Origin of the sequence: Streptomyces sp. NPDC096323, from assembly GCF_040302845.1 — a bacterium.
Lineage (GTDB): Bacteria > Actinomycetota > Actinomycetes > Streptomycetales > Streptomycetaceae > Streptomyces.
Genome location: NZ_JBEOSI010000001.1, coordinates 627,665 through 642,017, shown reverse-complemented (window position 1 = coordinate 642,017; position 14,353 = coordinate 627,665). Strand labels below are relative to the sequence as shown.

At 71.3% G+C, this 14,353-nt stretch carries 16 protein-coding genes; 11 read left to right on the top strand and 5 right to left on the bottom strand.

Going from position 1 to position 14,353, the window contains the following annotated elements:
* The first annotated feature begins 148 nt into the window (after nt 1-148).
* From ABTX18_RS02865 to ABTX18_RS02825, 9 genes are all read left to right on the top strand, one after another.
* Nucleotides 149-259: a putative leader peptide gene (locus ABTX18_RS02865; protein ID WP_352120935.1), complete on the top strand. Its 111-nt coding sequence runs from the start codon at nt 149-151 to the stop codon at nt 257-259.
* Between the two features lie 144 nt (nt 260-403).
* Nucleotides 404-1,432, top strand: coding sequence for an ABC transporter substrate-binding protein (locus tag ABTX18_RS02860; protein WP_352120934.1), 1,029 nt, complete (start codon nt 404-406; stop codon nt 1,430-1,432).
* Nucleotides 1,429-2,445, top strand: a complete 1,017-nt coding sequence (locus ABTX18_RS02855) for an ABC transporter substrate-binding protein (RefSeq protein WP_352120933.1) — start codon at nt 1,429-1,431, stop codon at nt 2,443-2,445. Before ABTX18_RS02860 ends, ABTX18_RS02855 begins: the two co-directional genes overlap by 4 nt.
* Nucleotides 2,442-3,275, top strand: a complete 834-nt coding sequence (locus ABTX18_RS02850; protein WP_352120932.1) for an ABC transporter permease — start codon at nt 2,442-2,444, stop codon at nt 3,273-3,275. The genes ABTX18_RS02855 and ABTX18_RS02850 overlap by 4 nt, the downstream gene beginning before the upstream one ends.
* Entirely contained in the window at nt 3,272-4,030 is a 759-nt protein-coding gene (locus ABTX18_RS02845) for an ABC transporter ATP-binding protein (RefSeq protein ID WP_352120931.1), read from the top strand. The genes ABTX18_RS02850 and ABTX18_RS02845 overlap by 4 nt, the downstream gene beginning before the upstream one ends.
* Nucleotides 4,031-4,918, top strand: coding sequence for an ABC transporter substrate-binding protein (locus ABTX18_RS02840; RefSeq protein WP_352120930.1), 888 nt, complete (start codon nt 4,031-4,033; stop codon nt 4,916-4,918). It abuts the gene before it with no gap.
* Nucleotides 4,919-4,922: 4 nt separating this feature from the next.
* On the top strand, nt 4,923-5,996 hold the full coding sequence (locus tag ABTX18_RS02835) for an LLM class flavin-dependent oxidoreductase (RefSeq protein ID WP_352120929.1): 1,074 nt from the start codon (nt 4,923-4,925) through the stop codon (nt 5,994-5,996).
* Between the two features lie 130 nt (nt 5,997-6,126).
* Nucleotides 6,127-6,927, top strand: a complete 801-nt coding sequence (locus ABTX18_RS02830) for a VOC family protein (RefSeq protein ID WP_352120928.1) — start codon at nt 6,127-6,129, stop codon at nt 6,925-6,927.
* Nucleotides 6,928-7,023: 96 nt separating this feature from the next.
* Nucleotides 7,024-7,278: a WhiB family transcriptional regulator gene (locus tag ABTX18_RS02825; RefSeq protein ID WP_219568402.1), complete on the top strand. Its 255-nt coding sequence runs from the start codon at nt 7,024-7,026 to the stop codon at nt 7,276-7,278.
* Between the two features lie 15 nt (nt 7,279-7,293).
* On the opposite strand, the gene ABTX18_RS02820 is transcribed toward ABTX18_RS02825, so the two are convergent.
* The 4 genes from ABTX18_RS02820 to ssgD all read right to left on the bottom strand — a co-directional run bounded on the left by ABTX18_RS02820 (nt 7,294) and on the right by ssgD (nt 11,958).
* A complete protein-coding gene (locus ABTX18_RS02820; RefSeq protein WP_352121154.1) occupies nt 7,294-8,202 on the bottom strand; it encodes a chitosanase in 909 nt (302 codons plus the stop codon).
* A 146-nt stretch (nt 8,203-8,348) separates the two neighbouring features.
* Nucleotides 8,349-9,323, bottom strand: coding sequence for an acyl-ACP desaturase (locus ABTX18_RS02815; RefSeq protein ID WP_352120927.1), 975 nt, complete (start codon nt 9,321-9,323; stop codon nt 8,349-8,351).
* Nucleotides 9,324-9,572: 249 nt separating this feature from the next.
* The gene (locus tag ABTX18_RS02810) at nt 9,573-11,204 is read right to left on the bottom strand and encodes an ABC-F family ATP-binding cassette domain-containing protein (RefSeq protein WP_352120926.1); all 1,632 of its coding nucleotides are present in this window, start codon (nt 11,202-11,204) and stop codon (nt 9,573-9,575) included.
* Nucleotides 11,205-11,541: 337 nt separating this feature from the next.
* A complete protein-coding gene (ssgD, locus tag ABTX18_RS02805; RefSeq protein WP_352120925.1) occupies nt 11,542-11,958 on the bottom strand; it encodes a spore wall synthesis regulator SsgD in 417 nt (138 codons plus the stop codon).
* Between the two features lie 215 nt (nt 11,959-12,173).
* Between ssgD and ABTX18_RS02800 the strand changes: the two genes are divergently transcribed.
* Entirely contained in the window at nt 12,174-13,274 is a 1,101-nt protein-coding gene (locus tag ABTX18_RS02800; protein WP_503061081.1) for a WD40/YVTN/BNR-like repeat-containing protein, read from the top strand.
* Here ABTX18_RS02800 and ABTX18_RS02795 read toward each other — a convergent pair.
* Nucleotides 13,271-13,564, bottom strand: coding sequence for a YciI family protein (locus ABTX18_RS02795; protein WP_352120923.1), 294 nt, complete (start codon nt 13,562-13,564; stop codon nt 13,271-13,273). The genes ABTX18_RS02800 and ABTX18_RS02795 overlap by 4 nt on opposite strands.
* Nucleotides 13,565-13,653: 89 nt before the next feature.
* Between ABTX18_RS02795 and ABTX18_RS02790 the strand changes: the two genes are divergently transcribed.
* Nucleotides 13,654-14,331: an endonuclease V gene (locus ABTX18_RS02790; protein ID WP_352120922.1), complete on the top strand. Its 678-nt coding sequence runs from the start codon at nt 13,654-13,656 to the stop codon at nt 14,329-14,331.
* Nucleotides 14,332-14,353: the final 22 nt, after the last annotated feature.

Here is a 14,353-nt window from a genome sequence, read left to right as displayed (position 1 = left end):
ACATTACGGGAGTCGGTCCGGGCCGGAACCGACTGATGAAATACGCCGTTCATACGCAATCCCACATCATGGGAAGCGAGTTGTGGGCGGGCGCCGCCCCGTGGCAGGCTGCAGCCGTCACCACCGACGAGCTGAAGGGAGCAGTGCCATGGCCGGCCGCCGATCCGCGCCCCCCGCCCACACCGCTCCGGTCCGGCCCGCCCTCACGCTGCGCCGTCACATCGACCTGGCCCGCGTGTCCAGCGCCGCCTGTCGCTGACCCTCCCCGCACACCCCGCCTTCCCCGGGCCGGACGCGTCGCCCCGACGCGCCACGGGCCCCGCCGCACGTACCTCCCCGCTCGGGGACGTACGTGACGTGCCCCTGCTCGCACCCCCCGCTTCGCCGATCACGGGAAGTCCCCATGACGCATGCCGTCCTGCCCCGCACCCTCTGGTTCACCCGCTGTCCCGTTCCCACCGCCACCGGCATCGCCGCCGACCGGCAGTGGCTCACCGACGAGTTCGCCTCCGACGGCATCTCCGTGCGCTCCCTCCAGGACGTCTCCCCCGGCGCCGACCGCGCCGCGCACTTCACCCACGCCCTGCCCGGCCTCTTCCGGGAGGGCGGCAACGTCCCCGCCCTGTGGGCCCGTTCGCGGGGCGAGCGCACCCGGCTGATCGGACTCACCTGGATCGAGGAACGGCAGACCGTCCTGGTCGCGCCCGGCTCCGGCCTCCGGGGCGCCGCCGCACTGCGCGGGCTGCGGCTCGCCGTGCCGCGGCACGACATCGCCATCGACTTCTGGCGGGCCATGGCCCTGCGCGGCTTCGAAGGGGCGCTCGCCTCCGCCGCGCTCGGGCCGGCGGACGCCTCGTTCGTCGACGTACCCGCCGCCGGGGACAAGGGTCAGTGGGAGGCCGAACTCGCGGCACTGCGACGCGGAGACGTGGACGCCGTGTACGTGAAGGGCGCGCTGGCCGTCGAGGCGGCCCGCCGGACCGGCGCCGAAGTGGCCGTCGAGCTCGACGACCTGCCCGACCGCCGGTTCCGCGTCAACAACGGCACCCCGCGCCCCATCACCGTCCACCAAGAGCTCCTGGACGACCACCCCGGCCTCGTCGACCGCTTCCTCGCCGTCCTGCTGAGGGCGGCCGACTGGGCCGCCGGACAGCCCGGCGAGGTCGACCGCATCCTCGGCGCCGAGACCGGGGCGGGCGCCGACGGAGTTGCCGGCGCTTACCGGCCCGGCACCCATCTGACCCTGCACCCCGACCTCTCCGCCGAACGCCTCGCCCTGCTCACCGCGCAGGAGACCGGGTTGCGCGCCCATGGCTTCCTGCCCGAGCCGGTCGACGTAGCGGCCTGGGCCGACCCCGAGCCGCTACGCCGCGCCGCCGCCCTGGTCCGCCGCACCCCCGCCCCCCTGAGCCCGGAGGAACCCGCGTCATGAATCCCACCCGCCCCCTGCGTACGACAGCCGTGCCGGCGCTCCTCACCGTCTCGGCGCTCATCGCCCTCACCGCCTGCGGCACGTCCGAGGCCGACAGCTCCGCCCCCGGTTCGAAGGCCACGGTGACGGTCCGCATCCCCGACCCCGGCAACTCCGGTGTCCTCGCCCTCGGCAAGAAGGACGGCAGCCTCGACAAGGCACTGGCCAAGGCGGGCGCCAAGGTGCGGTGGACCGGCAGCGCGGGCCCGTTCGCCCCCGCCGCCCAGGCGATGAACGCGGACCAGCTGGACATCGCCACCGGCTCCATCACCTCCGGCATCACCTCGCTCGCCCAGCGGCCCGGCTTCAAGTTCTTCACCGCCGTCGACCCGGACGCGACGGGGGAGGGCATTCTCGTCAGGGAGGGCTCGGACATCCGCTCGGTGGCCGACCTGGTGGGGAAGAAGGTCGCCGTCAACCAGGGCGGCACCGGGGAGTACCTCCTGCTCAAGGCCCTCGCCAAGGCCGGGATTCCGGCCGGCAAGGTCACCCGCGTCTATCTGCGGCCGGACCAGACCGCGGCGGTCTTCAACGCCGGCAAGGTCGATGCCTGGGCCGTCTGGGCCACCTACGCCGTCGCCGAGATCGGCAGCGGCAAGGCGCACTTCCTCGCCGACGGCGCGGCGATCGGCTCCGACAACTACAGCCTCAACGCCGTACGGACCGAATTCGCCGAGGACCACCCCGACGTCGTCAAGGCCCTCTACCAGTACCTCCACGAGGCCAGCGCCAAGGAGAAGCAGAACCCGGCCGCGTACCTCAACGTGTTCACGGACGTCGGACCGACCGCCGTGACCGGCAAGGCCAAGGAGGTCCAGACCGCGATCACCGCCAAGAGCGGCACCGTCGACCCCGTCGGGCCCGAGGACATCGAGCGCTTCGAGGCCGTCGCCGCGTTCTACACGGAGCAGAAGGTCACCAAGGACCGCGTCGACGTGGCCGCCCACCTGCTGGACGTCGGGAAGCTGACATGAGCGACACCACTGCCGCGCCCCCCGGCCTCGTCCGGCCGCGCCCCCGCGTCAGCAAAGCCCGCAGCCGGGGCTACGCACTGACCGTCCGCACCGTCGGACCGGTCGCGCTGCTGCTCCTGTGGTGGGTGGCCTCCGCCACCGGCCTCCTCACCCCCGACGTCCTGGCATCGCCCGGCGAAGTGCTGCGGGCCGTCGGTGAGTTGTGGGGCAACGGCCAGCTGCCCGACGCTCTCACCACCTCTCTCACCCGCTCCGGCCTCGGCCTCCTCATCGGGCTCGCCGCCGGACTGACCCTCGGCATCACCACCGGCTTCACCCGCCTCGGCGACGAACTCCTCGACTCCTCCCTCCAGACCCTGCGCACCATCCCCTTCCTCTCCCTGGTCCCGCTCTTCATGGTCTGGTTCGGGATCAACGAGACGGCGAAGATCCTCCTCATCGCCGTCGCCACCACCTTCCCGATGTACGTGTCCACCTCGAGCGGGGTGCGCGACACGGACCCGAAACTCCTCGAAGCCATGCGGAGCTTCGGCATGGGACGCCTCGCCCTCGTACGCGAAGTCGTCCTGCCCGGTGCCCTGCCGTCCCTGCTCGCCGGACTGCGCCTGTCCATGACGCTCAGCGTCATCGCGCTGATCGCCGCCGAGGAGATCAACGCCACCGCCGGCATCGGCTATCTGATGTCCCAGGCACAGAGCTACGCCCGCACCGACATCCTCGCCGTCTGCATCCTCGTCTACGGGCTCCTCGGACTGACCGCCGACATCCTCGTGCGGCTGCTGGAACGCTTACTGATGCCTTGGCGCACCCCCCAGGGAGCCACCCGATGACCACCGATCCCACCTCCGCGCCCGCGGTACGGGTACGCGGACTGCGCCGGGTCTTCGGCGACCGGGCCGTCCTCGACGATCTCCGACTCGACATCGCCCGCGGCGAGTTCGTGGCCCTGCTCGGCGCCAGCGGCAGCGGGAAGACGACGCTGCTGCGCATCCTCGGCGCCCTCGACGGCGCCGACGGGGGAGAGGTGCTCGTCCCCGAGGCACGCACCATCGTCTTCCAGGAGCCCCGGCTCGTCCCGTCGAAGAAGGTCCTGGCCAATGTGACGGTCGCGCTGCCCCGCAGCCGCGCCGCCGACGGGCTCCGGGCGCTGGCCGAAGTCGGTCTGGAACGCCACACCGAGGCCTGGCCGGCCACCCTCTCCGGCGGCGAGGCCCAGCGCGTCGCACTCGCCCGCGCCCTGGTCAGAGAGCCCGAACTCCTCCTGCTCGACGAGCCGTTCGCCGCCCTCGACGCGCTGACCCGGCTGAAGATGCAGGACCTCGTCGGCGAGCTGTGCCGCCGCCACCGCCCCGCCGTCCTGCTCGTCACCCATGACGTCGAGGAGGCCGTGCGGCTGGCCGACCGGGTGGCGGTCCTGCGCGACGGCCGCCTCGTCACCGACGAGACGGTGGACGTCGACCGGCCGCGCGACCCGGGCGATCCCGCGTTCGCGGCCCTGCGCCGGCGGCTCCTGGCCGACCTCGGCGTCGACGCCCCCGCACCTTCCCTTCCGACCCCCGTCCGTACCGAAGCCGGAGTGATCTGAATGACCCTCACCATCGGTGTCCACAGCAGCAACCCGTCCCTCTATTACCTGTACCACCTCTCCCGGCTGGGCTTCGCCCAGGAGGAGCTGGCCCCGTTCGGGGAGAGCGTCGTCTTCCACCCGTACAGCAACGGCGTGCGCACGGGCGAACTCCTGACCCGGGGCGTCATCGACTTCGGCGGCACCGGCTCCACCCCGCCCGTCACCGCCCAGGCCGCCGGCCACGACATCGTCTACACCGCGGTCTCCGCCCCACGCCCCGGACACGGCGCGCTCCTCGTCCCCGAGGACAGCCCCCTGCGCACCGTCGCCGACCTCAAGGGCGCGACCGTGCACCTGGCGATCGGATCCTGGCAGACCCACCTCGTCGCCAAGGCACTCGACGACGCCGGTCTGTCGCACGCCGACGACATCACGGCCGTCCGCAGCGGCGCGGGCAGTGAAGAACTGCTGCGCACCGGTGAGATCGCCGCCTGGGTCGCCCAGGGCGTCGAGCTGGCGGCGGCCCGGCGCACCGGCGGACTGCGGACGCTGGTCCGCACCGGCGACGTCATCAGCGACCGGTCCGTCTTCTTCACCCGTCGCGACCTCGCCGAATCCCGGCCCGAGGTCGTCGAGGCACTGACCGGGGCGCTGCGGCGCGCCGACGAGTGGGCCGCGGCCCACCCCAGGCAGGCGGCCGAGATCGCCGCGGCCGACCTCGGAGGATCGGCCGACGACTGGGAGACCGCGCTCGCCTCGCTGCCCTGGACGATCGAGCCCGTGTCCGACGCGTTCATCGCGGAGCAGCAGGAGGCCGCCGACATCTTCCACCGGACCGGATTCATCGACCGGCCGGTCACCGTCGCCCACGCGCGCGCCCGTATCGCGGCCGACAAGGCGGTATGACGCCATGGCGACCGAAGTCCTCTGGTACATCATTCCGCGCGAAGGCGCCTACCCCTGGGAACCGGCGGGCAGACGCCCGGTCGACCTGGGCTACCTGACCCAGCTGGCCGGGACGGTCGAGCGGCTCGGCTACAGCGGCGCGTTGCTCGCCACCGACCTGTACGACGTCTGGCCGCTCGGCAGCGCGCTGGCCGCCTCGACCAGCACCCGGTTCAAGCCCCTGCTCGCCGTCCACCCGGGGCTCGTCGCGCCGACCCTGCTCGCCAAGATGGCGCTGAGCTTCGACACGCTCTTCGGCGGACGGCTCCGCTTCAACGTGGTCAATGGTTCAACCAAGTCTCTGCAGGAGTACGGACTCCACGTGGAGCACGACGAGCGGTACGAGCTGAGCGCGGAGTACTGGTCGATCGTGAAGCGGCTGACGGCCGGCGAGGTCTTCGACCACAAGGGCCGCTTCTACGACCTGAAGAACGCCGGCGCTTCCTTCCGGGAGTTGAAGCCGGTCCAGGACGGACACATCCCGCTCTGGTTCGGCGGCTCGTCCGACCCCGGCATCGAGATGGCCGCCGAGCACGTGGACGTCTTCCTGACCTGGGGCGAGCCGCCCCACCTGTTGAAGGAGAAGCTGGAGAAGGTCCGCGCCAGGGCCGCCGCGTACGGCCGCACGCTCAGGATCGGACTGCGGCTGCACCTGATCGTCCGGGACACGGAGAAGGAGGCCTGGGCCGCGGCCGACCGGCTCCTCGACGTGACCAGCGACGCGACGTACGCCCGTCAGCTCGGCGACCGGGCGGGCGAGGACGGTGTCGGCTGGCAGCGGCAGTTCCGCCAGCACGGTGGAAGGGTTCCCGCGCACGCCCGTGACCTGGAGGTCCACCCCAACATGTGGCCGGGCATGAGCCTGTTCCGGCCGGGCCCCGGAACCGCGGTGGTGGGATCGGCGGCTCAGGTCGTCGAGCGGCTGAAGGAGTTCGAGGACCTGGGGGTAGACACGTTCATCCTCTCCGGCAACCCGCTCCTGGAGGAGGCGTACCGGGTGGCGGAGACGGTACTGCCGGCGCTGGGCGTCGCCCGCTGACGGCCGGACGGGGTGCTCCGGCCGGCCGCGGCCGGAGCACGCAGGGACTGCGGTTGTCAGTGCCCGGTGGAAGACTCGAAGCATCAGCGATTCCCGCTGTCCGGGAACGGGACCACCGAAGGAGCCGGTCATGCTCACCACCCGTTTTGTCGACGGAGCGCCCAACTGGATGGATCTCGGCACACCGGATCTCGAAGGGGCCAGGGCCTTCTACACCGCCCTCCTCGGCTGGGAGTTCCAGGCCGGCGGCCCCGAGACCGGCGGCTACGGGATGTTCCTGCTGGACGGGAAGACGGTCGGCGGCGCGATGACGGTCACCGAGGACCAGGCGAAGCCGTCCTGGTCCGTGTACTTCCAGTCGGCGGACGTCGATGCCACCGCCCAGGCCGTGGAGAAGGCCGCGGGGACGGTGGCGTTCCCGCCGATGGACGTGCTGGAGTACGGCCGGATGGGCGGGTTCACCGACCGCGCAGGGGCGTACTTCGGCGTCTGGCAGCCCCGGCAGAATCCGGGACTCGGCGTCGTGAACGAGCCGGGCAGTCTCTGCTGGGCCGAGCTGTACACCCCGGACGTTCCGGCGGCCGCGGCGTTCTACAGCGCGGTCTTCGGCTGGGAGACCACGCAGACGCCCTATCCGGACGGCAGTGGGGCGTACACCGTGGTCCGGACGGCGGGGGGTGGCGAGGAGACCTCCTTCGGCGGCCTCGTCCCGCTGGACGCCGTGCCCGTCCGGGCCGTCGCCGGGCCGCACTGGCTGCCGTACATCGAGGTCGACGACTGCGATGCCGCGGCGGCCGAGGTCGAGCGGCTCGGCGGCAAGCTGACACTCGAACCGATGGAGATGGAGGGCGTCGGCACGTTCGCCAACGTCGCCGATCCGTACGGTGCCGCCTTCGCGGTGATCAAGAGCGCGCAGACACCCGCCGCCTGACCGGGCGGCGGTCCGGGAGCCCGCCGCGAGCGGCACGCCGGGCCGGTTGATGGATCGTTGATCAGTCGTTTATCGCGGCAGGGCACTGTGTGGCCCATGCTGATCAACACCGCGACCGACCCCGCTCTCGCCTGGCAGGAGACAGCGCTGTGCGCACAGACGGGGCCCGAGTTCTTCTTCCCCGCCCCCGGCAGCTCCACCCGCGAGGCCAAGCAGCTCTGCAACGCCTGTGAGGGACGTCTGGCCTGCCTGGAGTACGCACTCGACAACGACGAGCGCTTCGGCGTGTGGGGCGGTCTCTCCGAGAAGGAGCGCGACCGGCTCCGCAGAGTGGACCGCGACCGGGCGTGAACGCCGGAGGGCGGATCAGGACGGGATGCGGAACGTCTCGCCGTACATCCGCCAGGTCAGCGGAGGCTCCAGGGCCAGGTTCCCGTCCTCCAGGAACACCCGCTGGGCGGTGTCGAGGCGCGAGGTGTCCTGCTGGTGCTTCTTCGACTTCATGACGGTCCGCGCCGCTTCCAGGAAGGCGTCCAGATAGGCCGGCTCGTCGCCGCCCTCCGCGACCGTGTCCGCCTCGGCCAGGGCCGCCTTCCGGATGCCGTAGAAGGCGTCCTCCTCGGACCCGGGACCGTGGAGAACCATGGCGTCGAAGTACATGAACTGACCCAGGGCGCCGAGCCCGTCCAGTTTCGCCAGGTGGACGGCCGGTTCGAAATACTGCTTCAGCCGGACGCGGTCCTGGGCGGCACGGAAGGCGGGGTCCTCGGCCGACTTCTTCCAGGCGGCCGTGAAGCCGGGATCCAGGCCCTCGTGCGAAGCGGAGCCGTCGACCTTCCGCAGCGCGGGAACGAACGGGCGCAGCGGACTGTCCGGATGATCCTCGGTGAACGACTCGACGAACGTCAGCATGTCGTGCGTGCCGGAGGAGAAGCCGACGATCCCGGCGTTGTACCCCGTGCCGTCCCCGGTGTCCTCGATCGTTCCGTACTGGCTGTGCCAGTCCAGGCTCGACCCCTCGGCGCTGGCCAGCAGCTTCCAGGCGACCTCGCGCATCTCCGGCGCGGCGAGGCCCGGCGGCATCGCGGCGACGCGTGCGTTCAGCTCGCGCACGTCCTCGTCGTCCGCTTCGGCGTACGGGTCCGCGCCCTTGTCGGCAGTGGGCGACGCGGTCCGCCCGGGGGAGCTCGTGGGCAGCCCCTCGTCGCCGCCGCCGTTGAGGAGCAGGGAGACGGCGATGACGATCGGCGCACCGAACAGAACGAGACGGGTCACAGGTTTCACGCGCACAGAGTACGGTCCGTGCGGCCCTGCGCAGGGCTCGGCCCCGGGGACGGGGGACGGCCGGGGAAGCCCGCCCCCGTCGCGGTTGTGTCGGGGGCGGGCTTCCCCGGCCGTCAGGCCTGAGTCGGGCCCGGCCGTCAGGCCTGGGCGCGGGCCGCCAGGCGGGCCTTGCGGGCGGCGAGCTTCTCGTCGAACTTCGACGCCTCGCTGTCCAGCCCGTTCATGTACAGACCGAGCTCCTCCTGCGCCTGGAGGCCCTCCGGGCCCAGACCGTCGATGTCGAGCACCTTCAGGTAGCGCAGCACCGGCTGGATGACGTCGTCGTGGTGGATCCGCATGTTGTAGATCTCGCCGATCGCCATCTGCGCGGCGGCCCGCTCGAAGCCGGGCATGCCGTGGCCGGGCATTCGGAAGTTCACGACGACATCGCGTACGGACTGCATCGTCAGGTCCGGGGCGAGCTCGAAGGCCGCACCGAGGAGGTTGCGGTAGAACACCATGTGCAGGTTCTCGTCGGTCGCGATCCGCGCCAGCATACGGTCGCAGACGGGGTCGCCCGACTGGTGCCCGGTGTTGCGGTGGGAGACCCGGGTCGCCAGCTCCTGGAACGCCACGTACGCCACGGAGTGCAGCATCGAGTGGCGGTTGTCGGACTCGAAGCCCTCCGCCATGTGCGCCATCCGGAACTCTTCCAGCTTGTCCGGGTCCACGGCGCGCGAGGTGAGCAGGTAGTCGCGCATCACGATGCCGTGGCGGCCCTCCTCGGCCGTCCAGCGGTGCACCCAGGTGCCCCAGGCGCCGTCGCGGCCGAAGAGCGAGGCGATCTCGTGGTGGTAGCTGGGGAGGTTGTCCTCGGTCAGCAGGTTCACGACCAGTGCGATCTTGCCGATGTCCGTCACCTTGGACTGCCCGGCCTCCCAGGCCTGGCCGTCCTCGAAGATCCCGGGGAAGTTGCGGCCGTCGGAGAACGGCACGTACTCGTGCGGCATCCAGTCCTTGGCGACCTTGAGATGGCGGTTGAGTTCCTTCTCCACCACCTCTTCCAGCGCGAACAGCAGTTGGGCGTCGGTCCACGCCTGTGAACTGCCGAGGTGGGGAGAGGTGATCGTCACGAGGGCTCCTGGGGACGGGAGAATTACCTACGGCTTCGTAGGTTACGAGACCGTAGGTTAAAGCGGCGGTAAGGCCCCCGCCAAGCCCATCCGGGCGACAATCGTTCACAGACTGTCATAGGTGCAGGTCAGATGTATACACAGAGGGTCAGGGAGGTCGGGGGGCAGGGCGTGCAAGGCACCGGAAATCGACTGATCGGCCGTTGCTTTCCGACACGCGTGGCCCCCCGCCCCCACCCCCGCCCCGCCTCACAGCCCTGCGCGCACCTCCTCGGCCGTGGTGTCCCTGATTCCGCCGTCCAGCAGCAGCCAGCGAGTGATCCCGAGCGATTCGAGGAACGGCACGTCGTGGCTCGCCACGATCAGCGCCCCCTCGTACGCGTCGAGTGCCGCGGTCAGCCGGCGCACGCTCGCCATGTCCAGGTTGTTCGTCGGCTCGTCCAGCATCAGCAGCTGAGGCGCCGGCTCGGCCAGCAGCAGCGAGGCCAGAGCGGCACGGAACCGCTCCCCGCCCGACAGGGTCCCGGCCGGCCGGTCGGCCCGCGCGCCCCGGAACAGAAAATGTGCCAGTCGCGCCCTGACGCGGTTGTCCGTGGCATCCGGCGCGAACCGCGCCACGTTCTCCACCACGCTCAGCTCGTCGTCCAGCACATCCAGCCGCTGGGGCAGAAAGCGCATCGGCAGGAGCACCGACGCCTCGCCGGAGACCGGTTCCAGCTCGCCCGCCAGCGTCCGCAACAGCGTGGTCTTCCCCGCGCCGTTACGACCCACCAGCGCGATGCGCTCCGGGCCGCGTACGTCGAACGAACCCCGCACCCGTGCCCCGTAGGAGAGTTCCAGATCGCTCAGCAGCAGAACCCCCTGGCCCGGATGGACCTTGGTGTGCGGCAGTTCGACCCTGATCTCGGCGTCGTCCCGCACCGCGTCGACGGCTTCGTCCAGACGCTCCTTCGCCTCGGCCAGCCTGCCCGCGTGCATGATGCGGTGCTTGCCCGCCGATTCCTGGGCGGAGCGCTTGCGGGCACCCATGACGATCTTCGGTTCGCGTTTGCTCTCCTGCATCTTCTGTCCGTAGCGCTTGCGCCGCGCCAGTTTCACCTGGGCCTCGGCGAGTTCGCGCTTCTGGCGGTGCACATCGGCCTCGGCGACCCGCACCATCCGCTCGGCGGCCTCCTGTTCCACGGCGAGCGCCTCCTCGTACGCCGAGAGGTTTCCGCCGTACCAGGTGACCGAGGCGTCCCGCAGATCGGCGATCTGGTCGACCCGTTCGAGGAGTTCCCGGTCGTGGCTGACGACGACGAGGACGCCGTTCCACGCGTCGACCGCCTGGTACAGGCGGCCGCGTGCGTACAGATCCAGGTTGTTCGTCGGTTCGTCCAGCAGCAGGACGTCGGGCCGGGCCAGCAGCAGCGCCGCCAGGCGCAGCAGCACGCACTCGCCGCCCGACATCTCACCGATCGTGCGGTCGAGCCCGATGTGGCCGAGGCCGAGCTGGTCGAGCGTGGCGAGCGCCCGCTCCTCCACGTCCCAGTCGTCCCCGACGGCGGTGAACCGCTCCTCGGAGGCGTCACCCGCCTCGATGGCGTGCAGCGCCGCACGGGTCCCGGCGATGCCCAGGGCGGCGTCGACGCGCAACGCGGTGTCCAGGACCAGGTTCTGCGGCAGGTACCCGACTTCGCCCGCCGTTCTGATGTGGCCCTGGGCGGGCGTGAGTTCACCGGCGATCAGCCGCAACAGGGTCGACTTGCCCGAGCCGTTGAGTCCGATGAGTCCGGTACGGCCGGGCCCCACGGTGAGGTCGAAGTCCTCGAGGACCGGGCTGCCGTCGGGCCAGGCGAAGGAGAGCGAGGAGCAGGTGATGTGGGTGAGAGGGGTAGACATAAGGAATCTCCCGGTTGCGAGGAAGGGCAGGGGCAACGGGGCGAGACACCGGTCACCGGCTTTTCCACGGAAGAATTCCCGGAGGCGGAGACCTGTCGGAAATGGGGAGAGGAAAAGCCCTGGTCGCGGAGGACGGCTCGAAGAGCTGAGGTCACACTCGGGCACGCGGACATGTGCGACATGGCACGGCGTGCGACACGGTGTCTCAAGACCTCAGACGAGCAACGTCCTACTCCTATCGGCGACGACAAGGACGAGTACGAAGGTACGGCGGCCCCGCGGGACGGGCAAGCGAATTAGAAAGCCCCGTCCCGTGCGGAGGCCCCGGGGCCGTCGTTCAGCAGGACCCCCCGAGCAGATGGGTCAGGCTCCGGTCCAGATCCAGAAATCGGTGCTCGTCCCCGGCGGGGACCAACTCCTGCGCGCGCCGCAGGAACCGGCGCAGCTCCGCCGTGTGCACGTGCACCATGGCGATGCCCTCGGCGGCGTGGAACTCCAGCACCGTACGGTCGTATCCGAAGGGCCTGACGCGTACGTCCCCGATCCCGGCCGGCCCCTCCATTCCGGCCGCCAGCAACTCCCGGGAGAACTCCCAGGACACCTCGGCCCCTTGCAGCGTCGCCGGCGCGGGGAACGCCATGCGCACCGCGAAGGGATCCGTGCGGTTGTAACTCAGCACCGCGGGAAGCGTTTCCATCTGTGGTGCGGATGCGACCATGCGGGCCTGCACGGGCTGTTCGATTTCGGTGGACACGACCTGCTCCCTCTCGCGACCGGTTGAACGGTTTCCGGCACGTGCAGCGTCCGGCGCTCTTGTAGAGACGACGGAATCCGCCGTTCCGTGCACCGGAGCACGGCGTGAGCTGCGTCACCGCGTGCCGTTGCCTGCACGGATGCCCACTTACCGGCGCCCCACCCGGATCGATGCGCCCTGGACGCGGCGTGACCCTTGAGTTAGCTTCCAGCGCCATGAAGGCCCTTGGGAAGACGAGACGACTGATGTCAGTGGGACTGTGCGGGGCGGCGCTGGCCGCCGCGCTGGCCGCGCCCGCGGCTCACGCGGCACCTGGCGAACGGCACGGCACGGCCTGGACGCCCACCGACACGGGTACCGACGCCCGCTTCCGCGGCCTCGCGGCCGTCAGCACGCGTACGGCCTGGCTCGCGGGCTCGAAGGGCACCGTGCTGCGTACCACCGACGGCGGCCGGCACTGGCGCGACGTCTCGCCGCCCGGTGCGGCCGGCGCGGGGCTGGAGTTCCGTGACATCGAGGCCTTCGACGCCCGGCGGGCCGTGGCCCTGGCGATCGGCGAGGGCGAGGCCTCCCAGGTGTGGCGCACGGACGACGGCGGGGCCACCTGGACCGAGTCGTTCCGCAACACCGACGCCCGCGCGTTCTACGACTGCCTCACCTTCTTCGACAGCCGCCACGGCCTCGCCATGAGCGACCCCGTCGACGGACGGTTCCGCATCCTGTCCACCGCCGACGGCGGCCGCAGCTGGAACGTGCTGCCCAGCGCCGGCATGCCCGAGGCGCAGCCCGGCGAGGCGGGGTTCGCGGCCAGTGGCCAGTGCCTGGTCAGCTCCGGTCCGAAGGACGTCTGGCTGGCCACCGGCGGGGCGGCTGCCGCCCGGGTCCTGCACTCGGGCGACCGCGGACTGACGTGGGCGGCGACCGACTCGCCGATCCCGGCCGGTGATCCGGCACGGGGTGTCTTCGGCCTCGCCTTCCACGACCGCGGTCACGGCATCGCGGTGGGCGGCGACTACCGCGCCAGCCAGCCCTCGCCCCGCGCCTCGGCCGTCACCTCCGACGGGGGCCGCGGCTGGCAGCCGTCCCGGACGCCGCCCGCCGCCTACCGCTCCGGCGTCGCCTGGCTGCCGCACAGCCGGTCGGCGGCCTTGACGGTCGGCCCGACCGGTACCGACCTCACGACGGACGGCGGCCGTACCTGGCGCACGATCGACACCGGCTCGTACGACACGGTCGACTGCACGCCGGACGGGAGCTGCTGGGCAGCCGGCGAAAAGGGGCGGGCCGCACGCGCGGTCCGGCCGGACACTCCCTAAAGCTGCTGACGGTACGGAGCGAGCGCGTCCGCCGTCTTCGTCGCGATGAACTCCGTGATCCGGTACGCGCAGACGCCGTGGACGACCAACGGGTCGGACTCCGTCAGCCGTGTGATCGCGTCCCGGTCGTCGCCGACCGCGAGAATCACCCCGCCCTCGCGGGGGTTCTTGCGGCCGGAGGCGATGAACACCCCCGCCACGTACTGGACATCGAGCCAGGCGACGTGATCCGCCAGCAGCGCGTCGACGCGGTCGAGCGGGGCGGTGTAGGACAGGTCGAGTACGAACATGGTCAGCAGGCTACGGGACGGCACATGCGGCCCTGTGTTCGATTGGCGCCGCTCCTCCGTATGCCGGCCGGTCTAAGCTGACCGCCATCATGACGACACTCCGGATGCCCGCCGACGAGGCCGAGGCGCGCGCCCTCCAGGACACCCTGCGCACCCGGGTGGTACTCGACGAGACCGGGCCGCCGCCGGGTACCGGCCGGGTGACGGGCGTCGACGTCGCCTACGACGACGAACGAGACGTCGTCGTGGCGGCGGCCGTCGTGCTGGACGCGGCCACGCTGGAGGTGGTGGCCGAGTCCACCGCCGTCGGGCAGGTCACCTTCCCGTACGTGCCCGGACTCCTCGCCTTCCGCGAGATCCCCACCGTGCTGGCCGCTTTGGAGTCCCTGCCCGTCGACCCGGGTCTCGTCGTCTGCGACGGCTACGGACGGGCGCACCCGCGCCGGTTCGGCCTCGCCAGCCATCTGGGCGTGCTCACCGGGCTCCCCGTCATCGGCGTCGCGAAGAACCCGTTCACCTTCTCGCACGAACAGCCGGGCCCTCGCCGCGGCGACCGGTCCCCGCTGATGGACGGGGACGAGGTCGTGGGGCAGGCGTTGCGCACCCAGGACGGGACCAAACCGGTGTACGTCTCCGTCGGGCACCGCACCGGCCTGGACAACGCCTGCGCCCACACACTGCGGCTGGCCCGCGACTTCCGTCAGCCGGAGACCACCCGCAGGGCCGATGCGCTGTGCAGGCGGGCGCTCCGGGAGGCGACGGCCTGAACCAAGTGCTCTCGCGGGGTGG